Annotated in this window: 18 protein-coding genes, 1 pseudogene and 1 riboswitch; of the genes and pseudogenes, 10 read left to right on the top strand and 9 right to left on the bottom strand. The window is 70.8% G+C overall.

From position 1 onward, the window contains the following. Positions 1-231 precede the first annotated feature (231 nt). Positions 232-906 carry an AAA family ATPase gene (locus STSP_RS02080; RefSeq protein ID WP_067271177.1) on the bottom strand — a complete coding sequence of 225 codons (675 nt, stop codon included), beginning with the start codon at positions 904-906 and terminating at the stop codon, positions 232-234. 168 nt (positions 907-1,074) lie between these two features. After that, positions 1,075-1,228: riboswitch (glycine riboswitch) on the top strand. Between the two features lie 176 nt (positions 1,229-1,404). Here STSP_RS02080 and gcvT point away from each other — a divergent pair. The 4 genes from gcvT (at position 1,405) to STSP_RS02100 (ending at position 5,840) form a co-directional block, all read left to right on the top strand. Further along, entirely contained in the window at positions 1,405-2,529 is a 1,125-nt protein-coding gene (gene gcvT / locus STSP_RS02085; protein WP_067271178.1) for a glycine cleavage system aminomethyltransferase GcvT, read from the top strand. 100 nt (positions 2,530-2,629) lie between these two features. After that, positions 2,630-3,007: a glycine cleavage system protein GcvH gene (gene gcvH, locus STSP_RS02090; protein ID WP_067271180.1), complete on the top strand. Its 378-nt coding sequence runs from the start codon at positions 2,630-2,632 to the stop codon at positions 3,005-3,007. Positions 3,008-3,076: 69 nt separating this feature from the next. Continuing rightward, positions 3,077-4,339, top strand: coding sequence for a serine hydroxymethyltransferase (gene glyA / locus STSP_RS02095; RefSeq protein ID WP_067271234.1), 1,263 nt, complete (start codon positions 3,077-3,079; stop codon positions 4,337-4,339). 133 nt (positions 4,340-4,472) lie between these two features. Beyond that, positions 4,473-5,840 (top strand): L-serine ammonia-lyase, encoded by a 1,368-nt coding sequence (locus STSP_RS02100; protein ID WP_067271182.1) that lies wholly within the window; start codon positions 4,473-4,475, stop codon positions 5,838-5,840. A 207-nt stretch (positions 5,841-6,047) separates the two neighbouring features. On the opposite strand, the gene STSP_RS02105 is transcribed toward STSP_RS02100, so the two are convergent. From STSP_RS02105 to STSP_RS02140, 8 genes and pseudogenes are all read right to left on the bottom strand, one after another. Further along, positions 6,048-6,266 carry an EF-hand domain-containing protein gene (locus STSP_RS02105; protein WP_067271183.1) on the bottom strand — a complete coding sequence of 73 codons (219 nt, stop codon included), beginning with the start codon at positions 6,264-6,266 and terminating at the stop codon, positions 6,048-6,050. Between the two features lie 65 nt (positions 6,267-6,331). After that, positions 6,332-7,058: pseudogene (locus STSP_RS02110) on the bottom strand (MerR family transcriptional regulator). Between the two features lie 58 nt (positions 7,059-7,116). Further along, positions 7,117-8,343: a YncE family protein gene (locus tag STSP_RS02115; protein WP_078066821.1), complete on the bottom strand. Its 1,227-nt coding sequence runs from the start codon at positions 8,341-8,343 to the stop codon at positions 7,117-7,119. Further along, positions 8,343-9,140 (bottom strand): polysaccharide deacetylase family protein, encoded by a 798-nt coding sequence (locus STSP_RS02120; RefSeq protein ID WP_067271185.1) that lies wholly within the window; start codon positions 9,138-9,140, stop codon positions 8,343-8,345. The genes STSP_RS02115 and STSP_RS02120 overlap by 1 nt, the downstream gene beginning before the upstream one ends. Before the next feature lie 407 nt (positions 9,141-9,547). Further along, positions 9,548-10,120 carry an ATP-binding protein gene (locus STSP_RS02125; RefSeq protein WP_232789494.1) on the bottom strand — a complete coding sequence of 191 codons (573 nt, stop codon included), beginning with the start codon at positions 10,118-10,120 and terminating at the stop codon, positions 9,548-9,550. Positions 10,121-10,411: 291 nt separating this feature from the next. Continuing rightward, entirely contained in the window at positions 10,412-11,179 is a 768-nt protein-coding gene (locus tag STSP_RS02130; RefSeq protein ID WP_067271239.1) for an enoyl-CoA hydratase/isomerase family protein, read from the bottom strand. Between the two features lie 78 nt (positions 11,180-11,257). Then, entirely contained in the window at positions 11,258-12,574 is a 1,317-nt protein-coding gene (locus STSP_RS02135) for a L,D-transpeptidase (protein WP_078066822.1), read from the bottom strand. 180 nt (positions 12,575-12,754) lie between these two features. Then, the gene (locus STSP_RS02140) at positions 12,755-13,969 is read right to left on the bottom strand and encodes a L,D-transpeptidase (RefSeq protein WP_078066823.1); all 1,215 of its coding nucleotides are present in this window, start codon (positions 13,967-13,969) and stop codon (positions 12,755-12,757) included. Between the two features lie 301 nt (positions 13,970-14,270). On the opposite strand from STSP_RS02140, the gene glgX reads away from it, so the two are divergent. From glgX to STSP_RS02170, 6 genes are all read left to right on the top strand, one after another. Continuing rightward, positions 14,271-16,547 (top strand): glycogen debranching protein GlgX, encoded by a 2,277-nt coding sequence (gene glgX, locus STSP_RS02145; RefSeq protein WP_067271190.1) that lies wholly within the window; start codon positions 14,271-14,273, stop codon positions 16,545-16,547. A gap of 108 nt (positions 16,548-16,655) precedes the next feature. Then, a complete protein-coding gene (locus tag STSP_RS02150) occupies positions 16,656-18,683 on the top strand; it encodes an ABC transporter ATP-binding protein (RefSeq protein WP_078066824.1) in 2,028 nt (675 codons plus the stop codon). A gap of 59 nt (positions 18,684-18,742) precedes the next feature. Further along, positions 18,743-20,545: an ABC transporter ATP-binding protein gene (locus tag STSP_RS02155; RefSeq protein WP_232789495.1), complete on the top strand. Its 1,803-nt coding sequence runs from the start codon at positions 18,743-18,745 to the stop codon at positions 20,543-20,545. Positions 20,546-20,614: 69 nt separating this feature from the next. After that, the gene (locus STSP_RS02160; protein WP_067271196.1) at positions 20,615-22,375 is read left to right on the top strand and encodes an ABC transporter transmembrane domain-containing protein; all 1,761 of its coding nucleotides are present in this window, start codon (positions 20,615-20,617) and stop codon (positions 22,373-22,375) included. Further along, positions 22,372-24,312 carry an ABC transporter ATP-binding protein gene (locus STSP_RS02165; RefSeq protein ID WP_232789493.1) on the top strand — a complete coding sequence of 647 codons (1,941 nt, stop codon included), beginning with the start codon at positions 22,372-22,374 and terminating at the stop codon, positions 24,310-24,312. The genes STSP_RS02160 and STSP_RS02165 overlap by 4 nt, the downstream gene beginning before the upstream one ends. 154 nt (positions 24,313-24,466) lie before the next feature. Then, positions 24,467-25,792, top strand: coding sequence for an endonuclease/exonuclease/phosphatase family protein (locus STSP_RS02170; protein ID WP_078066825.1), 1,326 nt, complete (start codon positions 24,467-24,469; stop codon positions 25,790-25,792). The last annotated feature ends 39 nt before the right edge of the window (positions 25,793-25,831 follow it).

Here is a 25,831-nt window from a genome sequence, read left to right on the forward strand (position 1 = left end):
GCCCGCGTGCCGAAGGGGACGTGGCGGGATGTGCGCCCGCAGCGGCTGGCGCAACCGTAGGGCTCCCTTCAACGACGTACGGCTCGGCGCCAGACCGAGGACGTACATCCCGGCGCGGCCCCGACCCAGCCACCGGCAGGTGGCGCACCAGCCGACGGCCCGCAGACGCGCACGTCCCGAAAACCATCCCCCGGCAGAGGGCGCACCGGCCACCCGCCCACCCGCCGGGGGCTAGCGGTCGAAGTCCACCGCCCGCAGTACATCCGCCCCCGCCCGGTCCAGCAGTACCGCAGACGAGCAGCCGGGCGGCAGTTCGCCCTGCTCGACGGAGCGGATCAGCCGCGTCACCGCCCTGCGGTGCCGCGCGAACGCGTACCGGGAGACCCCGCGGCCGCGCTCCCGCTGCCCCGCCAGTGCCGTGTCCGGCGTGACGTCGAGCAGCAGCAGGTGCAGGGTGGCGCCGCGTCGCCGGGCCTCGCGCCCCAGCCACCTGCGGACCCAGGACTGCGTGCCGCAATCGTGGACGACGACGCTGGCGCCGGAGCGGAGCGTGCGGTGCAGCCCGGCGTAGTGCGCGAGGCGGACGAGGGGGCGGTAGACCGCGTAGGGAAGAAGGGGGGACACCCGGCCGTCCCAGCGGTCCCGGGTGTCCTGCGAGTCGACCCGCGCACCGGCCACGGCCCGCCGCATCAGCGTGGACTTCCCGCTGCCCGGCAGTCCGGACACGACGACGATGTCGCCTGCGGCGAAGGAGAGGCGGCGCGGGCCGTGGCCCGCCCGGTCCCGGAGGTCGCGTACGACGGCCTCGGGGAGGCGGCCACGGTTCTTCGCGACCGTGGCGGCGGGCTGCTCCGGCAGCGCCACCCCGGTCGTGGTCGCGTATGCGCTCGTCCTGTGCACCGTGATCGTCCTCCCCGTCAGGTCACATCACTCTGCCCTGACGAGTGTAAAGAGAGAGTAATGCGAGACAAGCTCATTACCGGCTCGTTGCTCCCGGAACAATCCTGTTGCTCCCCTGGGACACTGCCCCGGGAGGCGTGCAATGATGGGCCCGCCAACTGCATACCGGCCGCTTGAATCCGCGCGGGAGAGCCCTCAGCCGTCCAGGTCCTGCCAGGCCCTGGTAGGACCTAGTAGGTCCTGGAAGATCCAGACAGGTCCTGGCTGGGGCGCCGAAGGAGCAAGTCCCTCCCTTGAATCTCTCAGGCCCCGATACCGCGCGGGCGAGGCACATCTGAAAAGCGAGTCGTCATAGCCGGGCAGTCCTGTTCCTGCCCAGCCGGAGGCGACTCCACCCACGGTGCAAGCCGCGGGCCCCGGGCTCGTGGCGAACCTCTCAGGTTCCGATGACAGATGGGGAGGATCGACTCGACCTCGCCCGTCATGCCCTGGGAGCACCCCCCTATGAGCAATGCCCTTCGCAAGACCGCCCTCGATGCGCTCCACCGCACGCTCGGCGCGACCATGACCGACTTCGCGGGCTGGGACATGCCCCTGCGGTACGGCAGCGAGCGTGACGAGCACAACGCCGTACGCACCAGGGCCGGCCTCTTCGACCTGTCGCACATGGGTGAGATCACCGTCACCGGACCGGACGCCGCGAACCTGCTGGACTACGCGCTGGTCGGCGACATCGGCGCCGTCGCGGTCGGCCGCGCCCGCTACACCATGATCTGCCGGGAGGACGGCGGCATCCTCGACGACCTGATCGTGTACCGGCTCGCCGAGCAGGAGTACATGATCGTCGCGAACGCCTCCAACGCGCAGGTGGTGCTGGACGCCGTCACCGAGCGCGCGGCCGGTTTCGACGCGGCCGTACGCGACGACCGTGACGCGTACGCACTGATCGCCGTCCAGGGCCCCGAGTCCCCCGGCATCCTGAAGTCGCTGACCGACGCCGACCTGGACGGCCTGAAGTACTACGCCGGTCTGCCCGGCACCGTCGCCGGTGTCCCCGCACTGATCGCCCGTACCGGCTACACCGGCGAGGACGGCTTCGAGCTCTTCGTGGCGCCCGAGCACGCCGAGAAGCTGTGGCAGGCGCTCACCGAGGCGGGCGCCCCGGCCGGTCTCGTCCCGTGCGGGCTGTCGTGCCGCGACACGCTCCGCCTGGAGGCGGGCATGCCGCTGTACGGGCATGAGCTGTCCACCTCACTGACCCCGTTCGACGCCGGCCTGGGACGAGTGGTCAAGTTTGACAAGACCTCCAACGACGGTGACTTCGTCGGGCGTGCCGCCCTGCTCGAAGCCGCCGAGCGGGCCGAGAAGAACCCGCCGCGCAAGCTCGTCGGGCTGATCGCCGAGGGCCGCCGCGTGCCGCGGGCCGGGTACGCGGTCGTCGCCGAGGGCACGGTGATCGGCGAGGTCACCTCGGGCGCCCCGTCGCCCACGCTCGGCAAGCCCATCGCGATCGCATACGTCGACCCGGCCCACGCCGCGCCGGGCACGCCGGGTGTCGGTGTCGACATCCGGGGCAGCCACGAGCCGTACGAGGTCGTGGCGCTGCCGTTCTACAAGCGCCAGAAGTGACACAGTGCCCGGCGGCCCTCAGGGGCTCGTCCGGGACCGCGTCGGATCGCAAACACCACCGGTTCACCACCACTCCCCCGCGTACAGGAGAATTCAGGTCATGAGCAACCCCCAGCAGCTGCGCTACAGCAAAGAGCACGAGTGGGTGTCGGCCGCCGAGGACGGCGTCGCGACGGTCGGCATCACCGAGTACGCGGCGAACGCGCTCGGCGACGTCGTCTACGCCCAGCTCCCGGAGGTCGGCGACACGGTGACCGCGGGCGAGACCTGCGGCGAGCTGGAGTCGACCAAGTCGGTCAGCGATCTGTACGCGCCCGTCTCCGGTGAGGTCACCGAGATCAACGAGGACGTCGTCAACGACCCGTCGCTGGTGAACTCCGCCCCCTTCGAGGGCGGCTGGCTGTTCAAGGTACGCGTCACGGAGGAGCCGGCCGAGCTGCTCTCCGCCGACGAGTACGCCGCCTTCTCCGGTAACTGAACCCGGCACTCCAACCGGTACCTCAACCCGGTGACCGACCGTATGACCGCCGCACCGAACGGGACCTCGATGTCGCTTCTCAACTCCTCCCTCCACGAGCTCGACCCGGACGTCGCCGCCGCCGTCGACGCCGAGCTCCACCGCCAGCAGTCCACGCTCGAGATGATCGCCTCGGAGAACTTCGCTCCGGTGGCCGTCATGGAGGCGCAGGGCTCGGTGCTGACCAACAAGTACGCCGAGGGCTACCCCGGCCGGCGCTACTACGGCGGCTGCGAGCACGTGGACGTCGTCGAGCAGATCGCCATCGACCGGATCAAGGCGCTGTTCGGTGCGGAGGCCGCGAACGTGCAGCCGCACTCGGGTGCACAGGCGAACGCGGCGGCGATGTTCGCGCTGCTCAAGCCGGGCGACACGATCATGGGTCTGAACCTGGCGCACGGCGGGCACCTGACCCACGGCATGAAGATCAACTTCTCCGGCAAGCTCTACAACGTGGTCGCCTACCACGTGGACGACACCGGCGTCGTGGACATGGCCGAGGTCGAGCGGCTGGCCAAGGAGTCGAAGCCGAAGCTGATCGTGGCGGGCTGGTCGGCGTACCCGCGGCAGCTGGACTTCGCCGCGTTCCGCCGGATCGCGGACGAGGTCGGCGCGTACCTGATGGTGGACATGGCGCACTTCGCCGGGCTGGTCGCGGCCGGGCTGCACCCCAACCCGGTGCCGCACGCCCACGTCGTGACCACGACCACCCACAAGACGCTGGGCGGCCCGCGCGGCGGTGTGATCCTGTCCACGCAGGAGCTCGCCAAGAAGATCAACTCGGCGGTCTTCCCCGGCCAGCAGGGGGGCCCGCTGGAGCACGTCATCGCGGCGAAGGCGGTTTCCTTCAAGGTGGCGGCGAGCGACGAGTTCAAGGAGCGCCAGCAGCGCACCCTCGAGGGCTCGAAGATCATCGCCGAGCGCCTGGTCCAGCCCGATGTCACCGAGGCCGGCGTCTCCGTCCTGTCCGGCGGTACGGACGTCCACCTGGTCCTGGTCGACCTGCGCCACTCCGAGCTGGACGGCCAGCAGGCCGAGGACCGTCTCCACGAGGTCGGCATCACGGTCAACCGGAACGCCGTTCCGAACGACCCGCGCCCGCCGATGGTGACCTCCGGCCTGCGGATCGGCACCCCGGCCCTGGCCACGCGCGGTTTCCAGGCCGAGGACTTCCGCGAGGTCGCGGACGTCATCGCGGAGGCGCTCAAGCCTTCGTACGACGCCGAAGCCCTCAAGGCCCGGGTCGCCGCCCTCACCGCCAAGTACCCGCTCTACCCCGCCCTCGGCAAGTAGCCACCTCGGCACACAGCCAGGGGCCCACGGGGCACCGCGCACACTGAAACAGACCGGAGTCCGGCAACGGACCGCACCAGCGCGCGGTGCCCCGCCCCATGTTCTCTCGCAGCAGTACCCCAAGGAGTTCCCCGTGGCCATCTCGGTCTTCGACCTGTTCTCGATCGGCATCGGCCCGTCGAGCTCCCACACCGTCGGGCCGATGCGGGCGGCCCGGATGTTCGCCCGCAGGCTGCGCAACGAGGGCCTGCTCACCCAGACGTCCTCCATACGCGCCGAGCTGTACGGCTCGCTGGGCGCGACCGGCCACGGCCACGGCACCCCGAAGGCCGTGCTTCTCGGGCTCGAGGGCGAGTCCCCGCGCACGGTCGACGTGGAGACCGCCGACGAGCGCGTCGAGAAGATCAAGTCGGCCGGGCGGATCAGTCTGCTCGGCGAGCACGAGATCCCCTTCGACTTCGACCAGGACCTGATCCTGCACCGCCGCAAGGCGCTCCCGTACCACGCCAACGGCATGACTCTCTGGGCGTACGACGCCGAGGGCGGGGCGCTGCTCGAGAAGACGTACTACTCGGTGGGCGGCGGCTTCGTCGTCGACGAGGACGCGGTGGGCGCCGACCGCATCAAACTCGACGACACCGTCCTGAAGTACCCCTTCCGCACGGGCGACGAGCTGCTGCGCCTGACCCGCGAGACGGGCCTGTCGATCTCCTCGCTGATGCTGGAGAACGAGAAGGCCTGGCGCACCGAGGACGAGATCCGCGAGGGCCTCCTGGAGATCTGGCGGGTCATGCAGTCGTGCGTGGCGCGCGGCATGTCCCGCGAGGGCATTCTGCCCGGCGGCCTCAAGGTCCGCCGCCGCGCCGCCACCTCCGCGCGCCAGCTGCGCGCCGAGGGCGACCCGCTCGCGCACGCGATGGAGTGGATCACTCTGTACGCGATGGCCGTGAACGAGGAGAACGCCGCGGGCGGCCGCGTCGTCACCGCGCCCACGAACGGCGCCGCGGGCATCATCCCGGCGGTCCTGCACTACTACATGAACTTCGTGCCCGGCGCCGACGAGGACGGCGTCGTCCGCTTCCTGCTGGCTGCGGGCGCGGTCGGCATGCTGTTCAAGGAGAACGCCTCCATCTCCGGCGCCGAGGTCGGCTGCCAGGGCGAGGTCGGCTCGGCCTGCTCGATGGCCGCCGGGGCACTGGCCGAGGTCCTGGGCGGCTCCCCCGAGCAGGTCGAGAACGCCGCCGAGATCGGCATGGAGCACAACCTCGGCCTCACTTGCGACCCGGTCGGCGGCCTCGTGCAGATCCCCTGCATCGAGCGCAACGGCATGGCGGCGGTCAAGGCCGTCACGGCCGCGAGGATGGCGATGCGCGGCGACGGCAGCCACAAGGTGTCCCTGGACAAGGTCATCAAGACCATGAAGGACACGGGCGCCGACATGTCCGTCAAGTACAAGGAGACGGCGCGGGGCGGTCTCGCGGTGAACATCATCGAGTGCTGACGGGCAGGGCCCCGACCTGGTCCTTCGAGGAAAGCTGCTCGGTGAGCTGGCCGAGCTGCTCGACAAGGAACCCCCGTCTGGCTCTTGATCGTCAAGCTTGGTGAACGGGTACGTGCCACGGCGGTGCCTGCACCGCCCACGCCGCGAAAGGGCCCGGCGCCCCCGCCTCCGGGCAGGTGCGCCGGGCCCTCGGCCGAGGCCGGATGCTCAGGCGTTCTTGTTGAGCGAAGTCCAGAACTCGTCGAACGACAGCAGCTTGTCCTTGTTGGTGTCCTTGGCGGCGATCACGGCCTCCGCCACGGGCTCGGTGACATGGAAGTCACCCAGCTGCGCCATGACGCTGCTGAACTCGGCGGCCGTTATGTAGCCGTCACCATCCACGTCGAACCGCTCGAATGCCCTGCGTGCTTCCTCGATGTCCGCCACCGGATCCGCCCCTTCCTGGTACCTACTGACGTCGGTCAGATTAGCGGCATAAGGAAAGGCGAGGGTCAACGGCCCAGTTCTGCCCGGAGTGCGGCGATCACCCAGGCGAACTCCTCGACGTGTCCGGGCCGGTACGCGCGGCCGTTCACGATCGCCGTCAGTTCGCGATAGCGCTCGACCTTGGCCTCCGCCGACGTCTCGAGGCGTTCCAGTACGGCGGCACGGTCGCCGTCGCCGAGCAGTTCCCGCAGCACCTCGGCCGCCTCCGGCGACTCCGGGGCGACGCCACGCGCGCGTGCGCCAGGGGGTCGGCGGAGTCCAGGCCGGCGAACGTCTCCTCCACGAAGTCGTCGATGATGCGCCTGCGTTCGGCGGCCGAGAGCCGCGCCAGCTCGGGGGTCTGGGGGTATCCCCCAGAAGACACAGCACGAGTGTCATCTCCTCTGCGGTGGAACCGCGTTGTGCCACGGTCGACAGCACGTCCCTGGTCACCTGCAGCGTCCGGATCTGCGCGTCGAGCGCCGCCACATGGGCGGCCGCGACCTCCGCGACGGTCCTCTCGCCCGCCACCACCCTGCGTACGTCGTCGAGGCCCAGGCCCAGCTCGCGCAGGGTGCGGATCAGTTCGAGGCAGGCGAGGGACTCGGCGTCGTAGAGCCGGTAGCCGCCCTCCGAGCGGGTCACGGGCGGCAGGACTCCCTCGTCCGACCAGTAGCGGATGGTGCGCACCGACAGGCCGGTGCGACGGGAGAGCTGCCCGATGGTGAACAGCCCGGTGCCGTCGTCGATCATGTCTCGGAGTCTGGGCCTTCCACTGGGTGGAGACTCAAGCCGGGGACCCGGCGTCCCGTCAGCGGAAGACGCCCGTGTGCCCCAGCGAGTACCGGCCCGGCTGCGGGTAGACGGCCAGGCCGTGCGGACCGCCGCCGACGCGGATGCGGGCGATCTGCTGGCCGGTGCGCGTGTCGATGGCGTACACCTCGGAGTTGTACCGCCCCGACAGCCACAGGACCTCGCCGTCCGCCGAGACGCCGCCCATGTCGGGGCTGCCTCCGCCCGGCAGCTTCCACTTCTTGGTCAGCTTGTTCTTGGCGAAGTCGAAGACGGAGATGGTGCCTTCGCCGCGGTTGGAGATGTACATCTCCTTCGAGTCGCGGCTGACGTACAGGCCGTGCGTGCCCTTCCCCGTGGGCAGCAGCTTCGGCTCGGTGAACTTGTCCCCGTCGAGCACCCACATGCCGTCGGCCATCATGTCGGCGATGTAGAAGGTCTTGCCGTCCGGGGACAGCTTCACGTCCTGCGGCATGGCGCCCGAGAAGGGCAGTTTCTGCTGGCCGATGACCTCCATCTTCGCCGTGTCCACCTTGAGCAGCTCGCCGGAGAACTCGCAGGAGACGATGAAGTACCGGCCGTCGAGCGAGAAGTCCGCGTGGTTGACGCCGTAGCAGCTGACCGGCACGGACTTGACGCGCTTCATGGTGTGCGGGTCGCGGAAGACCAGCTCGCGGTCGAGCGAGGCCATGACGACGGCGTACTTCCCGTCCGGCGTGAAGTAGAGGTTGTACGGGTCGTGCACCTCGACGGGATCGCCCGCCTTCCCGGTCTTCGGGTCGATGGGGGTGAGCGTGTGGCCGCGGTTGTTGTTGACCCACAGGGTCTTCAGGTCCCAGGAGGGGACGACGTGCTGGGGCTGGATGCCGACCGGGATCGTCTCGATCACCTTGTACGTCTCCGGGTCGATGACCGACACCGTGTTGGACTCGGTGTTGGGGACGTAGACGCGGGACGGGAAGTCCTTGACGACCGGCGAGAGCCTGCCGGGCCGGTCAGCCGCGTACACGTCCTTCGGGTCGAGCACGGGTGGCATCCCCGCCAGCCCCTTGATCGCCTTCGGCCTGGCGGGCACCTGGACGGGCGACTTGACGGCCGGACTGGTGGACGGAGTGGCCGCACCCCGCGTGCCGAGTTCCTGGTCCGCCCGGCCGGACGGTGGCGCGCCGCAGCCCGCGAGTGCGGCCAGCAGGGCACCGGCGAGCGTCACGCCGGCGCGCTTGGTGAGGGTCAGGTGCAGGGGCATCAGGTCAGCAGCTCCGTGGTGGTCACCGCGCGCAGTCCGCGGCGGTCGAGAAGGTCGAGGAGGGCGGGCAGCGCGGCGACCGTGTCCGCGTACCCGAAGTGCAGGCTCACCACCGACCCGGGACGCACCAGTCCGCCGACGGTGCGGACGACGGCCTCGGGCCCGGGCGAGGTGTAGTCGAGCGAGTCGACGTCGTACGACAGGACATGCGGGTAGCCCGCGCTGCGGGCGAGGCGTTCGACGAGCGGGGATGCCTCCTTCGCCTGGGACGGCCGGAAGAAACTGCCGATGGAGCCGGTCAGCCGGCGCAGCCGGTCCGCGCAGCCGTTGATCTCCGCGGCCGCCTCGGCCTCGGACATGGCGTTGACGGCGCGGTGGTTGAGGGTGTGGTTGCCGAGCTCGTGGCCGCCGTCGAGGATGCGGCGGGCGAGCTCCGGATGCTCGTCGAGCCATGTGCCGACGGCGAGCACGGTGACCCGGGCGTCCGCCCGCTCGGCCGTCTCGAGCAGCGCCAGGGCGGCGGCGGGCTCGCCCTGGCCGTGGAAGGTGAGCGCCACCTGCGGGCGTCCGCGGGGGCTGTGGGTGATCTGGGCGGGCAGACCGGGGAAACGGCGAGGGCCGGGCGCGGCGGAGTGTTCGGCAGGGGCCGCCGGACGTGCCGAGGGCTGCCCCGGACGGACTTCCGCGGAGCGCGCCGGGCCGCTCGTGGAACACCCGGCGGTCAGCGTGCCCGCGACGGCGAGCCCGGCACCCGTACGCAGGGCTGAGCGACGGTCGGCAGTGGTCACTCGACCCATTTAAGGGCGACTTGCCAGGCTGGCTGTAGATTGATCCGGTTCCGGGCGGTGCGGGCCACGCTGCGCGCCCCTCGGCGGCCGAAAAGATCTTGCAGAATGGCTGATTTCAGTCGCGTTCAGCCGATATTTACCAGGCAGGTGGCCGACATCACCGAGGATTCATCTTGGATTTCAGCCATATTGAGCACATATGCCCGAATGGGGACCTTGGATCAACGGCTGTTGTCTGACATAGTCGGATCCACGACCACCATTGACCCGGGCCAGGTCGTTCAACAGCTGCCGTGGAGCACACCCCACCGCGTCCACGGCACTCCACAGAAGCCCCCAACCGCCGCACAACGGCGAACGGGGGCTTCTGTGTGTCAGCACGCCACGTCGAGGACGCCGACCCGCGCCCATCGACTTCAGACCCGCATCTCGAACCAGGTGGTCTTGCCGCGCGGCAGCAGATCCACACCCCAGCGGTCGGAGAGCCTGTCGACCAGGAAGAGGCCGCGGCCGCTGATGTCGAGCTCGTGCACGGGCATCAGACAGGGCAGCCCGCGGGAGGGGTCGCGCACCTCGACCCGGATCCAGCCGCGACGGCGCTGCATGCCGAGACCGAAGATGCGGGCGCCCGTGTGGCGCACGGCGTTGCCGACGAGTTCCGAGACGAGAAGCACGACATCCTCGGTCACCCTCGGGGAGAGCCCCCAGTGACGAAGGGTCACGACCTGTGCGAGCCGGCGCGCGGTGGCCGCGGACTCGGGGCGTGACGGCAGCGAGACCTCTGCCTCTGCCGGATTGCCGTACAAGTCCAGCGCCCTGATCGCGTGTTCGTCCTCCACCGCCGGTGACCAGCGCGCCGCTGTCGCACCGCCCAGCCGTCGCGGCCGCTCGAAACCCTCCAGCCCCGCTGCCATGCCCCCATCATGGCCGCCCGGAGCGCTCCGCGGAGGGGTTCCGCAGGAATACGCGGCCTGGAGTTCTTCACTCAGGGCGACCGCGTGGGCATATGCCCACGGCGGAGAGGGCCTCGTAGAGCCCGCCTGACCTGCGGTGACTGCGCGTTCACGAATGATCGCGGAGTGCTGCGGCGACAGCCCGCAAAAGGCTCTGTCACAGCACGCTCACTCCGCTCCATCGAGCGACCCGCCCTGGGCCGGCGCACTGACGCCGGCCAACTCGGCCTGGGCCGACGCGCACTGACGCCGGCCCCATCCGATCGCACGGCCGCAACCGACGGCGGCTCAACTTCCTGATTCACAGGAGAGTTGGCTGCACCCAGGTCACAGGAACTTCGCCTTGCCCGGCCCTTCCTCCACGAAGCTGCGCATCCCGCGCTCGCGGTCCTCGGTGGCGAACAGGCCCGAGAACCAATTGCGTTCGATCGCGAGGCCCGTGTCGATGTCCGTCTCCAGGCCGGCGTCGACGGACTCCTTGGCGGCGCGCAGCGCGATGGCCGGTCCCTGAACGAGCCTGCTCGCCCAGGCGCGCGCCTGCTCGTACACCTCGGCGGCCGGTACGACGCGGTCCACCAGGCCGATCGAGAGGGCTTCATCGGCGGCCACCATGCGGCCGGTGAAGATGAGGTCCTTGGCCTTGGAGGGGCCGATCAGCCGGGGCAGCCGCTGGGTGCCTCCCGCGCCCGGGATCAGGCCGAGGAGGATCTCCGGCTGACCGAGCTTGGCGTTGTCCGCGGCGATCCGGTAGTCGGCGCACAGCGCCAGCTCGCAGCCGCCGCCGAGCGCATAGCCGGTGACGGCGGCGACGACGGGCTTGGGGATGCGGGCCACGGCCGTGAAGGAGTCCTGCAGGGCCCGGGAGCGTACGACCATCGCCGTATGGTCCATGGCCTGCATCTCCTTGATGTCCGCGCCGGCCGCGAACACCTTCTCGCCGCCGTAGAGGATCACGGCGCGTACGTCATCGCGGCGCGTGGCCTCCTCGGCCAGCTCGCGGAGCCGGTCCTGGACGGCGATGTCCAGCGCGTTCATCGGCGGGCGGTCGAGGCGAATGGTGCCGATGCCTTCGGCGACTTCGAGATGTACGGTCATGGGGAGCAGGTTAACGGCCACTAACGACAACGGGCCCGGTGCTCTCAGTCACACCGGGCCCGTCAGCGTCGAAGTCGCCTACGACGTCCACTTCTCCCACGACATGTTCCAGCCGTTGAGCCCGTTGCCCGGGTCGACGGTCCGGTCGTTGGAGTTCTTGACCACGACCACGTCGCCGATCAGCGAGTTGTTGAAGAACCACGCGGCGGGCACGTTCTTGTCGTAGCCGCCGCGCACGTCGCGCAGCCCTACGCAGCCGTGGCTGGCGTTGTAGTTGCCGAAGGCGTCGCCGCCCCAGTAGTTGCCGTGGATGAAGGTGCCCGAGGTGGTCAGGCGCATGGCGTGCGGGACGTCCTTGATGTCGTATTCGCCGGCGTAGCCGACCGTCTCGCCGTTCATGCGGGTCACCGTGTACTTCTCGCTGATGACCATCTGGCCGTTCCAGGTGTCGTAGCCGGGCTTGCCGGTGGTGACGGGGATGGTCTTGATGACCTTGCCGTCCTGCATGACCTGCATCTTCTTGGTCTTGACGTCGACGACGGAGACCTGGTTGCGGCCGATGGTGAAGGACACGGTCTTGGCCTGCTTGCCGTAGACGCCGGGCCGCCCCTCGACGCCGTCGAGGTTGAGCTTCACGGTGACCTTCGTGCCCTCCTTCCAGTACTTCTCCGGGCGGAAGTCCAGGCGGTCGTTGCCGAACCAGTGGCCCTCGACAGGCACGGACGGCTCGGCCTTGACCTGTATCGCCCTCTCGACGTCCTCGGGGTTGGTGATGCCGCGCGTGAAGCGGATCGAGAAGGGCATGCCGACGCCGACCTTCGAGCCGTCCTCGGGCGTGAAGTAGCCGATGAAGGTGTTCTCGGGTTCGAGGGTGGTGAAGGTGGCGTCCTTGGCCGACTGACGGCCCTCGGAGTCCTCCGCCACCGCGTGGACCTTGTACTTGGTCGCGGAGGCGAGGTGGTGCGCGGGCTTCCACGTGGCGCCGCCGTCCGTGATCTTCCCCTCGACCGGGTTGCCCTTGGAGTCCTCGACCTCGACCTCGGTGAGCTTGCCCTTGTCCGCGGTGACCTTGAGGGCGCCGGTCGTGGCGACGCCGTCGGCGCCGTCCTTCGGGGATATCTTCACGACGGCCTGCGAGGGCGCCGTCGCCTCTGCCGCCTTGTCCGAGCCCTTGCGGCCCTTGTCGTCACCGCTGCCGGACTTCGAGCCGCCGCCCCCGCCGCACGCCGTGACGAGTATCAGCAAGGCCCCGAGCAGCAGGGCGAGATGACTCGTGCCACCGGGCCGGCCCCTACGGCCCCGACGCCTCTTGACAGTCCCTCGCCCCGCACCGCCGCTTCGCGCCGGGCGCGGCCGCGCCCCCGTCGGCGCCCCCGATATCGGTCGCCCGTTCAAGATGTTTCTCCCCTCGCACGGCCTGGTCAGGCCCGCCCCCCGCGCGTCACGCGCGCACTGCGCAAATTAACCACACGGCTGACGGCCATGCCTCCCTGCGATTGTCACCGTTCAGTTCCAACTTCAATCGCAATGAGGCCTGGTGACGGTGGTGCGGGTCGGGGACCGGCTGAGGGGGCGTCAGTCCGCGGAGCCCGCCTTCCACTCGTCCCAGTCCATGTTCCAGCCGTTGAGGCCGTTGTCGGGAGCGACTTCCTTGTCGGCTGAGTTGACCACCTCGATGACGTCGCCGATGAGGCTCCGGTCGAAGAACCAGGCGGCCGGTGTGTCCTGGTTGCCGCCCCGTACATCGCGCAATCCGATGCACCCGTGGGTGACGTTCGCGACCCCGAAGGCGTTGTGGATCCAGTAGTTGCCGTGCAGAAACGTGCCGGAGGTGGTGAGCCGCATGGCGTGCGGGACGTCCGGCACGTCGTACTCACCGCCGAAACCGACCGTTCGGCTGTTCATCCGGGTCGTCTCGAGCATCTCGGTGACCACCATCTTCCCGTTGTACGTGGTGGTCTTGGGTGCGCCCGCGGTGATGGGCATGGTGGCGATGAGCTCGCCGTCGCGGCGCACCTGCATGGTGTGCGCGGCGACGTCCACCCGGCTGACCTGGCTGCGGCCGATGGTGAACGAGAAGGTCTTCTTCTGGAGTCCGTAGACTCCCGGCGCGGCCTCCACGTCGCGCAGCCGCAGATCGACGGTGACCTCGGTGCCGGGTCTCCAGTAGTTCTGCGGGCGGAAGTCCAGGCGGGTGTTGCCGAACCAGTGCGGGGCGATCTCGACGGCCGGTTCCGACCGGACGCGGATGGCGCGTTCGACGGCCGCGCGGTTCTCGATCTCGCGGTTGAACTCCAGCGAGACGATCATTCCGGTGCCCACGGTGGAACGGTTCTCCGGGGTGACGTAGCCGATGAACCGCTCGTCGGGGACGACCGTCGTGAACGTCGTGTGCCGGGCGGACCGGCGGCCCCTGCTGTCCAGTGCCACCGCGTCGACCGTGTACTTGGCGGCCAGCTCCAGCTTGTCGGCGTCCGGCCGCCAGCTCATGCCGTCCTGGGAGATACGGCCCGGCACCGGGTAGTCCTGGGCGTCCTGGGATCTGACGACCTTCACGGACTCGAGCCGTCCATCGGGCACCGACACCTTGATGGGCGCGTCGACACGCACGCCCTTGCTGCCGTCGGCCGGCGAGATACGGATCGTGTCCTCGAGGGACGACGGCTTGCCGGCCACCCCGTCCGAAGTGCATCCGGCCGCTCCCGCCAGCAGGCAGGCCCATGTCAGAACGGCAGCCAGTGCGGCGCCTGCGCGTCTGTTGCGCGCCACTTTGTGAACTTTCTCGATCATGCCCGGACCAACGATCGTCCCCCTGCCAGGGAAACCGGTTCTCCCCCTCCTGGGGAAACGTGAGTGCGAGCCGCGCGGTGGGCAGAACACTGGGGAGGACGACGCGTGGGGAGCTGCGCCCGTGAGCCGCAGGGGCGCGCCGACGTCGAGAGCTCGAGCGTGCTTCAGGCCCGGCGGGCCGAGCGCGGTCGGGCTCCCGGCACCGGCTGCAGCGCCCCGGAGGCGAACGAGCCGAGAAGAGGGGCGATGCCGCACGCCCTTCCGTCGCGCCTCGTCCAACCGAGCCGCGGGAGGCTGACAGGTGTCGAGTGCAGCCGAGCAGGAGGCAGTTCAGGAGGGCAGGCGCACGGGCAACGGGACGCCCGAGCGCCCCGCCGCCGCGCTGAACGGCCGCAGCAGGAAACCGGCGCTGCCGGCCGTCCCGGCGTGGCCGGGGGCGCCGACCCCGCTCGGAGCACGCTTCCGGGTCGGACCCGACGGGGTTGCGGGCACCAACTTCGCGCTCTGGGCGGGAGGGGCCGAGGCGGTCGAGCTGTGCCTCTTCGACGACGAGGGCCGCGAGACGCGCTGCCCGCTGACCGAACTGACGCACGAGATCTGGCACGGCTTCGTGCCGGGCGTGATGCCCGGGCAGCGGTACGGCTACCGGGTGCACGGTCGCTGGGACCCCTGGACCGGCGCCCGCTGGAACCCGGCGAAGCTACTCCTCGACCCGTACGCGCGCGCGGTGGACGGCGACTTCCGGCTACCGGCGGAGGTGTACGGCCATGTGCGGGACTGGCCGCAGCAGGAGGTGGCCGACACCGTGCGGGACGAGCGGGACTCCGCGCCGTTCGTCCCCAAGGGCGTCGTCGTTCACGACGACGACCCCGACGACGAGTGGGTCGACGACCGCCGCCCGAAGACGCCGTGGGCGGACTCGGTCATCTACGAACTGCACGTCCGCGGCTTCACCAAACTTCACCCGGACATACCCGAGGAGCTGCGCGGCACGTACGCGGGCCTCGCCCACCCGGCAGCGATCGACCATCTCGTACGCCTCGGAGTGACGGCGGTCGAACTCCTGCCCGTGCACCAGTTCGCGCACGAGGACCACCTCCTGAGCAAGGGCCTGCGCAACTACTGGGGCTACAACTCCATCGGCTACTTCGCCCCCCACGCGGCGTACGCGGCGAGCGGCACCACCGGGCAGCAGGTCGGCGAGTTCCGGCGGATGGTGCGAGCCCTGCACGCGGCCGGGATCGAGGTCATCCTCGACGTCGTCTACAACCACACGGCGGAGGCCGGCGAGCTGGGTCCGACGCTGTCCCTGAAGGGCATCGACAACCGCGGCTACTACCGCCTCCAGCCGGACGCACGGCGGTACGCCGACTACACGGGCTGCGGGAACACCCTGCACGTGGTCCAGCCGCAGGTCCTTCGGCTCATCACCGACTCCCTGCGCTACTGGGTGACCGAGATGGGCGTCGACGGCTTCCGCTTCGACCTCGCGGCGGCCCTCGCGCGCGCCATGCACGACGTCGACATGCTGTCGCCGTTCCTCGCGGTGATCGCGCAGGACCCGGTGCTGCGGCGCGTGAAACTCATCGCCGAGCCGTGGGACGTCGGCTCGGGCGGCTACCAAGTGGGTTCCTTCCCACCGCTGTGGACCGAGTGGAACGACCGCTACCGGGGCGCGGTGCGCGACTTCTGGCGGGGCGCGCTGCCGGACGTACGCGACCTGGGCTACCGCCTGTCGGGCTCGAGCGACCTGTACGCATGGGGAGGCCGGAGGCCGTACGCATCGGTCAACTTCGTGACGGCACATGACGGTTTCACGCTGCGGGACCTCGTGTCGTACGAGCGCAAGCACAACGAGGCCAACGGCGAGGGCAACCGGGACGGCACGAACGACAACCGGGCCTGGAACTGCGGCGCCGAGGGCGAGACGGACGACGAGCGCATCAACGCCCTGCGCCGCCGGCAGCTCCGCAACCTGCTGACCACGCTGCTGCTCTCCACGGGCGTACCGATGCTGGTCGCCGGCGACGAGATGGGCCGTACGCAGCGCGGCAACAACAACGCGTACTGCCAGGACAACGAGATCAGCTGGGTCGACTGGTCGCATCTGGATGACCCTGGCTGGCGCGCCTTGTTCGAGTTGACGTCCCGTCTGATCGCCCTGCGGCACGCGCATCCGGTGCTGCGGCGGCGGGCCTTCTTCTCCGGGCGCCCCCACTCCGTGGACGGGCTGCGGGACCTGGCGTGGTTCACGGCGCGCGGCACGGAGATGACCGAGCGGGACTGGTACGCGCCTGCGGCGACGCTGGGGATGTACCTGTCCGGGCGCGACATTCCCGGGCGCGACGAGCGGGGTGCGCCGGTCGTGGACGACAGCTTCCTCGCGGTGCTGCATGCCGGGGACCGGCCGGTGAGTTTCGTGCTGCCGGGGGCGCCTTGGGCTGAGCGGTACGAGGTGGTGGTGGACACGTCGCGGGAGGAGCAGGGGGAGCCCCCGCGGGTGGTTCACCCGGCGGGGGTGGGGGTGACGGTGCCGGCTCGGGCGGTTTTGTTGCTGCGGGTTGTGCCGGTGGGGTAGGGGGTGGGGCCCCCACCCACCCACATCCAGCCGTAGGACCAACGGACTACGCCAGTCCAGCCAAAACTCGGTGGGCACTGTCAGTGGCGAACCGTAGGCTCGCCAGCGATGTCCACTTCACCCGCACCCACCACGGATCCCACGGCCGCGGCGACACCCAGGACCCCACCCCCCTCCGCCGTGCGATCCCTCCTGCGCCTGTGGCCATACGTCCGCCCCGTACGAGCCCGCTGGTTCAGCGCGGCGGCAGTCGCCGTCGTGGCATCCTGCCTGTCGCTCGTCTTCCCCGTCGTACTGAAGTGGATCGTGGACGGACCGGTCGCCGACCGCGATCCGGGTGGGGTGTGGCTCGGCGCGGGCCTGCTGCTGGGGCTCGGTGTCGCCGAGGCCCTGCTGTTCGGGTTGCGGCGGTGGCTGGTGGCGCGGCCGCTGGCCGGCGTCGAGGCGGCGATGCGGGCCGATCTGTACCGGCATCTGCAGCGCCTCCCGGTGGCGTTCCACGACCGGTGGGCCTCGGGGCAGTTGCTGTCCCGCGGCACGACCGACCTCATGGTCGTACGGATGTTCCTGGCCTTTCCGTTGACCTTCCTGCTGGTCAACGGCGTGACCGTCCTGGCCGGTTTCGGCCTCCTCATTGCGCAGGACTGGACGCTGGGGCTCGTCCTGCTGCTGCCCGCCGTACCGCTCATGGCGCTCTGCTACCGCTTCGAGGGGAAGTACGCTGCCGCCGCGCGCACGGCGCAGGACCAGGTGGGCGACCTGACCACCGTCGTCGAGGAGTCGGTGCTCGGCATCCGGATCATCAAGGGGTTCGGGCGGCACCGCAGTCAGGCACGGGCCTTCCGTGAGCTCTCGCGCACGCTGCGGGGCACCGAGCTCACCAAGGCGCGGCTCCTCGCCGGGATCCTGTGCCTGATCACCGTCCTGCCGGAGACGGCTCTGGGCGCCGCGCTCGTCCTCGGCACCGTGCAGGTCGCCGACGGTGACCTGTCGGCGGGCGCGCTGGTGGCGTTCCTGTCCACCGCCCTCGCACTGCGCTGGCCCATCGAGTCGATCGGCTTCCTGCTGGCCATGAGCCAGGAGGCGGCCACCGCGACCCGGCGGTATTTCGACGTCATGGACGCGCTGGAGGAGGCGCCAGGTGCGGTCGGTGGTTCGGCCTTCGGTGGCGATGGTGCTGCGGCCGACACCGACACCGGGGAAGGCGACGGCGCTGGCGGCCGTAGCGGTGGCGACGGTGGACTGCGGTTCGACGGGGTCGAGTTCCGGTACCCGGACGCCCCGAGCGGATCTGCCCCCGTCCTCGAGCGGATCGATCTGCACATCCGGCCGGGCGAGACCATGGCCCTCGTCGGCGCCACCGGCAGTGGCAAGACGACCCTGACGGCGCTCGTGCCGCGCCTGCACGAGATCACCGGTGGGCGCATCACCCTGGACGGGCGTGACATCACCGCCATGGGGCGGGAGGAGCTGCGGACCCTGGTGTCCGTGGCCTTCGAGGAGCCGACGCTGTTCTCGGCGTCGGTGGCCGAGAACGTCCTCATGGGCGCGGACGGCCACATGGGCACGGACGGCACAGGCGCCGATGGGCGTGCCGAGCGCGAGCGCCTCGACCGGGCGCTCGGCATCGCCCAGGCGGGGTTCGTCCAGCGGCTCCCGGAGGGGGCCGCCACCCAGGTGGGCGAACAGGGCCTCAGCCTCTCCGGCGGTCAGCGGCAGCGGCTCGCGCTGGCCCGGGCCGTCGTGGGCGAGCCCCGTTTCCTCGTGCTCGACGATCCGCTGTCCGCTCTGGACGTGCACACGGAGGCGCTGGTGGAGGCGGCGCTACGGGAGGTGCTCGCCGAGAGCACCGCTCTCGTCGTGGCACACCGGCCGTCGACGGTGCTGCTCGCCGACCGCGTGGCGCTGCTGTCGGGCGGGCGGATCGCCGCGGTCGGTACACATCAGGAGCTGCTGCGGACGAACGCCGAGTACCGGCACCTCATGTCGGGCGAGGACGGGCACAGCACGGACGGGGACAGCACACACGGGCACACCAAGGACGGGCCCAGCAAGGACAGACACAGCAGGAACGTGCACGACGAGCCCCGTCACAGACAGCGGGAACAGGGCGAACAGGGGGACGACGCACCGTGACCACCACCGCCGCAGCCAAGACACCACAGACCGCCCCCGACCTCGTCGAGGAGCCGGACATCCCCACCGAGGGCGACCCGTTCGACCAGGACGACCTGCCGACCCCCAAGGGCGCGACCGGCGCCCTGCTGCGGTCCCTGCTCGCACCCCGCCGCCGCACCGTCTGGGCGGTCGCCCTCTGCCTGCTCCTGCAGCAGGCCGCCGTACAGGCGGGCCCGCTGCTCGTCGCGTACGCCATCGACCACGCCGTACCCGCGTTCCGGGCGCACGACTACGGGCCGCTGATCGCCGTCGCCGTCGGCTATCTGCTGGCGGCGGCCTCCTCCAGCGCGCTGCTCTACGCATTCGTACGGCTGTCTGCCCGCGTCAACCAGGACGTGCTCCTCGATCTGCGCGGCCGTATCTTCCGCCATGCGCAGGCCCTCAGCGTGGACTTCCACGACCGCTACACCTCCGGGCGGCTCATCTCCCGCGCGACGACGGATGTGGAGTCCCTGCGCGAGCTGCTCGCCGAGGGGCTGCAGGAGCTGATCAACGTCATCCTCGCCTCCGTCTACATCACCGCGATGCTGCTCTGGCTGGACCTCGGCATCGGCAGTGTGGCCGCGCTGTCGTTCGTGCCGCTGTACGTGCTGATCCAGCTGTACCGGCGGCGCGCAGCCCGCGTGTACGGGGAGCGGTCGACGGCGATCGCCGCCGTGATCGTGAAGTTCGCGGAGACGATGAACGGCATCCGGCCCGTCCGCGCCTTCCGTCGCGAGCGGGCGAACGACGAGCACTTCGCGGTCCTCAACCACCGCCACGAGCGCCGCAACGGAGACGCGCTGCTGGAGATGGCGCGCTATGTCGTCGGCTCCCGGCTGGTGGCGAACACGGCCGTGGCCGGCATGGTGCTGTGGGGCGCCTACCGTGTCGCGGCCGGGTCCCTGGAGCTGGGTGTGCTGGCCGCGGCGGTCCTGTTCATCCGGCGGCTCTACGATCCGATCGACCGGCTCGCGATGTTCCTCAACTCGTACGAGTCGGCGGCCGCTTCGCTACGCAAGATCGCCGGTCTGCTCCACCAGACGCCGTCCGTGCCGGAGGCCGAGTCGCCGCGCCCGCTGCCGCCTCTGGCCGGTGACCGCCCGGGCCGTGAGGTCGTCTTCGAGGGCGTCTCCTTCCGCTACCGCACGGGCGGCGAGGTGCTCCCCCGCTTCGATCTGACCATCCCCGCCGGGCAGACCGTGGCCGTCGTCGGCTCCACGGGCGCGGGCAAGTCGACGCTCGCCAAGCTGCTGGCCCGCTTCTACGACCCCTCGGCGGGCCGGGTCCTCCTCGACGGCGTCGACCTGCGCGACCTGGCCGTTCCCGAACTGCGGCGCGGTGTCGTGATGGTGACCCAGGAGGCGTTCCTGTTCTCCGGCACGGTCGCGGAGAACATTGCCATCGGCCGCCCCGACGCCACGCGCGAGGAGATCGAACAGGCGGCGAAGGCCATCGGCGCGCACGACTTCATCAGCGCCCTTCCCGACGGCTATGACACGGACGTACGCAAGAGGGGCGGCCGTATCTCGGCCGGTCAGCGCCAGTTGGTGTCCTTCGCGCGCGCCCTGCTCGCCGACCCCGCCGTGCTGATCCTGGACGAGGCGACCAGCTCCCTGGACATCCCCGGCGAGCGGGCCGTGCAGCGCGCGATGCACACGGTGCTCAGCGGCCGTACGGCGGTCGTGATCGCGCACCGTCTGTCGACGGTGGAGATCGCCGACCGGGTGCTCGTCATGGAGCACGGCCGCATCGTGGAGGACGGGACACCCGCCGAACTCATCGCGGGCGAGGGTCGGTTCGCGGATCTGCACCGGGCGTGGCGCAACAGTCTCGTGTAGGGGCGTAGGGGTAGGACCCGTACGCGGCGGGAGTGGACGAAGGGCCGGGTGGATGAAAGGCGGGGCCGGATGATCGATGCGTACGCGGATCCTGGAACTCCGGACTGTCGCAGCGGCGGCCGGTACCTGTGGTGGCTGGTCACCAGGCAGCTCGGCAGGGCCGCAGCAGGCGCGCTGCTCGGCTCCGTGTGGCTGGTACTCATGGCCCTCGCGCCGTACGTGCTGTCACGCGCGGTCGACGACGGTCTCGAGCCGGGGAACCTGGCCGCGCTGGCCGGCTGGACCGGGGTCCTCCTCGGCCTCGGGACGTTCAACGCCTGGGTGAGCATCATGCGGCACCGCACGATGACCCGGGTGCGGATGGACGCCAACTTCCGCACGGTCAAGGTCGTGATCGGGCAGGCGGTCCGGCTGGGTGCCGCGCTGCCGCGCCAGGTCAGGTCGGGCGAGGTGGTCACCATCGGCGTCAGCGACGTGCAGACGATCAGCCAGTGCCTGACCATCGTCGGCCCCGGCGTCGGCTCGGTCGCCGCCTACATCGTGGTGGCCGTGCTCCTGTCGTCGATCTCGCTGCCGCTCTCCGCGGTGGTGCTGCTCGGCGTACCGGTGATCGGCTTACTGGTGCGGCCGCTCATGGGGCGGCTGCAGGGCTCGGAGACGCGGTACCGCGAGCGGCAGGGCAGGCTCACGGCCCGTATCGGCGACCTCGCGGAGGGCCTGCGCGTCCTCAACGGCCTCGGCGGCAAGGGGCTGTACGCAGCGAGCTTCCGGCGCGACTCGCGGCACCTGCTCGTGGAGGGGTACCGGGTCGGGGCGGTGACCAGCTGGCTCCAGGCGCTGGGGGTCGGCCTGCCGATGCTGTTCCTCGCCGTCGTGACCTGGCTGGCGGCCCGGATGGCCGCGCAGGGCGCCATCACCGTGGGCGAGCTGGTGTCGGTCTACGGGTATGTCGCGGTCCTCGTGGTGCCGGCGGCGTTCTTCATCGAGTGTGCGTACCAGGTCAGCCGGGGGCTGGTGGCGGCCCGGCGGGTCGTACGTTTTCTGGCGCTGGAGCCTTCGGAGCGGCTGGAGGCTATGGAGCGGCCCGAGGCCCCGGAGCGCCCCGAGCCCCTGCTGGACGCGCCCGCGTCCCCGTCCGCACTGCGCGATCCGGAGTCCGGCGTCGAGGTCGCGCCGGGCGGGCTCACCGCGTTGGTCGGCGCGCGGCCGGCGGATTCCGCGGCCGTCGTCGACCGCCTCGGCCGGTACACCGAATCGGCGGCCACCTGGGGCGGAGTGCGCCTCGACCGGATCGCCCTGCCGCAGGTCCGCGAACGGATCCTGGTCGCGGACAACGAAGCGGACCTGTTCGCCGGCACGCTGCGCGACCTGGTCTGCGGCCGCTGGGCACCGGACGGCAGGGAGGAGGCGGCCATCGCCCGCGCCGTGCACGCGGCCGTCGCGGACGACATCGTCCGCGGCCTGCCGGACGGGCTCGACTCGCCCATCGACGCACAGGGCCGCAATCTCTCCGGCGGCCAACGGCAGCGCGTACGCCTGGTCCGGGCGCTGCTGGCCGATCCCGAAGTGGTGCTGGCGGTCGAGCCCACCTCGGCGCTCGACGCGCACACCGAGGCAGCCGTCGCGGCCCGGCTGCGCGCCGTGCGCTCCGGCCGCCAGACCCTGGTCACCACCACATCGCCGCTGCTGCTGGACCAGGCGGACACCGTGTATTACCTGGTCGACGGCAAGGTGGCCGCCGTCGGCAGCCACCGCGAACTCCTGGACGGCGAACCCGGATACCGCGCGCTCGTGGCCCGCGACGCGGACGCAGAGGAGGCCGTTCGATGACGGCGCGGAAGCAGGCGCAGAAATCGCCAGGGAAGCAGGCGCAGGAGTCGGCTCGGCAGCAGACGCAGGAATCGCCGCGGAAGCAGACGCAGGAATCGCCGCGGGAGTCGGCTCGGAAGGCGACGCGTACGACGGCACGACGTACGACGGCACCACGTACGACGGCACCACGTACGACGGCACAACTCCCCATCGCCGAACCGTCCGACGTACGCCGTGCGGCCGGCAGGCTGATCCGTGCGGACAGGCGCGCCTTCACCGCCGTGCTCGTCCTCAACGCGCTGGCCGCGGCCACCGGTCTCGTTGGTCCCTGGCTGCTCGGACGGATCATCGACGAGGTCCGGGCGGGTGGCGGCGTGAGCGCGGTGGACCGGCTGGCGCTCGCCCTCCTGGTGTGCACGCTGGTGCAGCTGCTGCTGGCGCGCTACGCCCGGTATGTGGGGCACCGGTTCGGAGAGCGGACCCTGGCACGCGTGCGTGAGGAGTTCGTCGACCGGGCGCTGGCGCTGTCCGCCTCGGCCGTCGAGCGGGCGGGCACCGGTGATCTGACGGCCCGTGGCACGGCCGACGTCAGTGCGGTGGGCAGCACCCTGCGCGATACGGCTCCCAGGATGCTCATCCACACGGTGCAGGCGCTGTTCCTGCTGGGCGCGGTCTTCGCCGTCGACCCGCTGCTCGGCGGCTGCGGCGTGCTGGGCTTGCTGGGCATCTGGTTCGCGCTGCGCTGGTATCTGCGGCGGGCGCGCGCCGCCTATCTCGCCGAGGGTGCCGCGACGTCCGAGGTCGCCGAGATCCTCTCGGCCACCGCCTCGGGAGCGCGCACGGTCGAGGCCTTCGGGCTGCAGCGGCGCCGCGTCACCGCGAGCCGGGACGCGCTCGAGACGTCGCGGCGCACGCGACTGCACACGCTGTACCTGCGCAGCGTGTTCTTCCCGGTCGTGGAGGTCTCGTACACGATCCCGGTGGCCGCGGTGCTGCTGGTGGGCGGTGTGCTGCACGCGCGCGACGTGTTGAGCCTGGGTGCCGTGGTGACCGCGGCGCTGTATCTGCGGCAGCTGCCCGAGCCGCTCGACGCGATCCTGATGGGCATCGAGCAGTTGCAGAGCAGTGGCGCCTCCTTCGCCCGCGTCGAGGGGCTGGCCCGGGCGCCGAAGACCTCATCGGCCGGTTCCACGGCCCCGGTGGCCCCGGTGGACGACCGGATCGACGTGACGGGTGTGCACTACGCCTACCCCGGCGGGGGCGAGGTGCTGCGCGGGGTCGACCTGACGGTGCGGCCAGGCGAGCGGCTGGCGATCGTCGGGCCCTCCGGCGCCGGCAAGACCACCCTGAGCAGGCTGCTCGCGGGCATCGACGCACCGGGCGCCGGCACGGTGACGGTGGGAGGCGTACCGATCGCGGACCTGGATCCCGAGCAGCTGCGCCGGCAGGTCGTCCTCGTCACGCAGGAGCACCACGTGTTCCTCGGCACGGTCCGCGACAACCTGCTGATCGCCGAGCCGTCAGCCACCGACGCCCAACTGTGGGCCGCTCTCGCCGCCGTCGGTGCCGACTGGACGGACGAGCTGCCGGACGGCCTGGACACGGAGCTGGGCCCCGATGGATTTCGGACCGACGGCTCGGCGGCCCAGCAACTGGCCCTCGCCCGCGTCGTGCTGGCCGATCCGCACACGCTGATCCTCGACGAGGCCACGGCTCTCCTGGACCCGGCGACCGCACGCCACACGGAGCGTGCGCTGGCCGCCGTCCTCGAGGGGCGGACCGTCATCGCGATCGCGCACCGTCTGCACACGGCGCACGACGCCGACCGGGTGGCCGTGATGGAGGACGGCCGTCTGACCGAACTCGGCACGCACGAGGGCCTCGTGTCGGCCGACGGGGCGTACGCGGCGCTGTGGCGCACGTGGCACGGGGAGCCGGCGGCTGCCCGCGACTGAGTCCGCCTCACCGCCACCGCCCGAACGAGCGGGCGCTGGCCAATCCGCGTCCCAATTCCCGCAGAATTCACTTGACTTCCCTTGCACACCACTCATCTACGCGCGCAGACTACGGCCAGCACCGCGATCCCGCCCCGCCTTCGCTGGAGTCCCGATGTCCGACCGGAGCTCGCACCGCCATCACCGGTTCACCCGTCGTACTGCCCTCACCGGCCTCGCCGGCCTGGCGCTCGCAGGCGCCGGTGCGACCACTGCCACCGCCGCGACCGCCGCCACGGCCGGGACCGACGCGTACGCAACGTCCCCGAGCCCCGAGGCGGACGCCAGAGGCCGAGGCCGCGCCATACGCTTCGCCACGTTCAACGCCTCGCTGAACCGGGGCACTCAGGGCGCACTCGTCAAGGACCTGTCGACGGGCGACAACGCGCAGGCACAGAACGTCGCGGAGATCATCCAGCGGGTGAACCCGGACGTCCTCCTCATCAACGAGTTCGACTACGACGAGACCGGCGAGGCGCTCCGCCTCTTCCTGCGCAACTACCTCTCCGTCGGACACAACGGCTCCACGCCTCGCCGCTTCCCGTACTCCTTCACCGCCCCGGTGAACACGGGCGTCGCCTCCGGCGTCGACCTGGACGGCAGGAACGGCGCGGTGACGGAGCCCGGCAGCGACGCGTACGGCCAGGACGCGTACGGGTACGGCTGGTTCCCCGGCCAGTACGGGATGGCGGTCCTCTCCAAGTACCCGCTGGACACCCGCGCGGCCCGTACCTTCCAGCACTTCCTGTGGAAGGACATGCCGGACAACGCGATGCCGGAGGGCTACTACAGCGACGAGGCGGTGGCCGTGCTGCGCCTGTCCTCGAAGAGCCACTGGGACCTGCCGGTCCGGCTGGGCCCCGGTTGGAAGGACACGGTCCACTTCCTGGTCTCCCACCCGACGCCGCCCACCTTCGACGGCCCCGAGGACCGCAACGGCCGCCGCAACCACGACGAGATCCGCTTCTGGGCCGACTACATCGGCGGCCGCGGGCGCGCCGCGTACATCTACGACGACAGGGGCGGCCGCGGCGGCCTGCGCCCCGACTCCCGCTTCGTCATCGCGGGCGACCTGAACGCCGACCCGCACGACGGCGACAGCTACGACCACGCTGTCCTGCAGCTCCTCGACCACGACGCGGTGCGCCTCGCCGCCACCCCACCGAGCAGCGCGGGCGGCGTCGAGGCGGCACAGCTCCAGGGCGGCGCGAACACCACGCACACCGGCAACCCGGCGTACGACACGGCCGACTTCGGCGACACCGCCCCCGGCAACCTCCGCGTCGACCACGTCATCCCGTCCAAGGGCCTCGTCCCGGGCGACAACGGCATCTTCTGGCCGCCGAGCACCAGCCCGCTCCACCGCCTGACGGGCGACGGCTCGACACCGGTGCCGAGCTCGGACCACCGGATGGTGTGGCAGGACGTGTATCTGGACTGAGGACGTGTACCTGGGCCAAGGACGTGCGTCCGGGCTGAG

Source organism: Streptomyces jeddahensis, assembly GCF_001642995.1.
Classification (GTDB): Bacteria; Actinomycetota; Actinomycetes; order Streptomycetales; family Streptomycetaceae; genus Streptomyces; species Streptomyces jeddahensis.

Bases quoted from the DNA above. Each gene is read 5' to 3' on its own strand.
- STSP_RS02130 (WP_067271239.1), bottom strand. From the start codon at position 11,179: ATGACCGTACATCTCGAAGTCGCCGAAGGCATCGGCACCATTCGCCTC.
- STSP_RS02170 (WP_078066825.1), top strand. From the start codon at position 24,467: ATGTCCGACCGGAGCTCGCACCGCCATCACCGGTTCACCCGTCGTACT.
- STSP_RS02140 (WP_078066823.1), bottom strand. From the start codon at position 13,969: ATGATCGAGAAAGTTCACAAAGTGGCGCGCAACAGACGCGCAGGCGCC.
- gcvH (WP_067271180.1), top strand. From the start codon at position 2,630: ATGAGCAACCCCCAGCAGCTGCGCTACAGCAAAGAGCACGAGTGGGTG.
- STSP_RS02160 (WP_067271196.1), top strand. From the start codon at position 20,615: ATGATCGATGCGTACGCGGATCCTGGAACTCCGGACTGTCGCAGCGGC.
- STSP_RS02120 (WP_067271185.1), bottom strand. From the start codon at position 9,140: ATGGGTCGAGTGACCACTGCCGACCGTCGCTCAGCCCTGCGTACGGGT.
- STSP_RS02165 (WP_232789493.1), top strand. From the start codon at position 22,372: ATGACGGCGCGGAAGCAGGCGCAGAAATCGCCAGGGAAGCAGGCGCAG.
- STSP_RS02150 (WP_078066824.1), top strand. From the start codon at position 16,656: ATGTCCACTTCACCCGCACCCACCACGGATCCCACGGCCGCGGCGACA.
- STSP_RS02115 (WP_078066821.1), bottom strand. From the start codon at position 8,343: ATGCCCCTGCACCTGACCCTCACCAAGCGCGCCGGCGTGACGCTCGCC.
- glyA (WP_067271234.1), top strand. From the start codon at position 3,077: ATGTCGCTTCTCAACTCCTCCCTCCACGAGCTCGACCCGGACGTCGCC.
- gcvT (WP_067271178.1), top strand. From the start codon at position 1,405: ATGAGCAATGCCCTTCGCAAGACCGCCCTCGATGCGCTCCACCGCACG.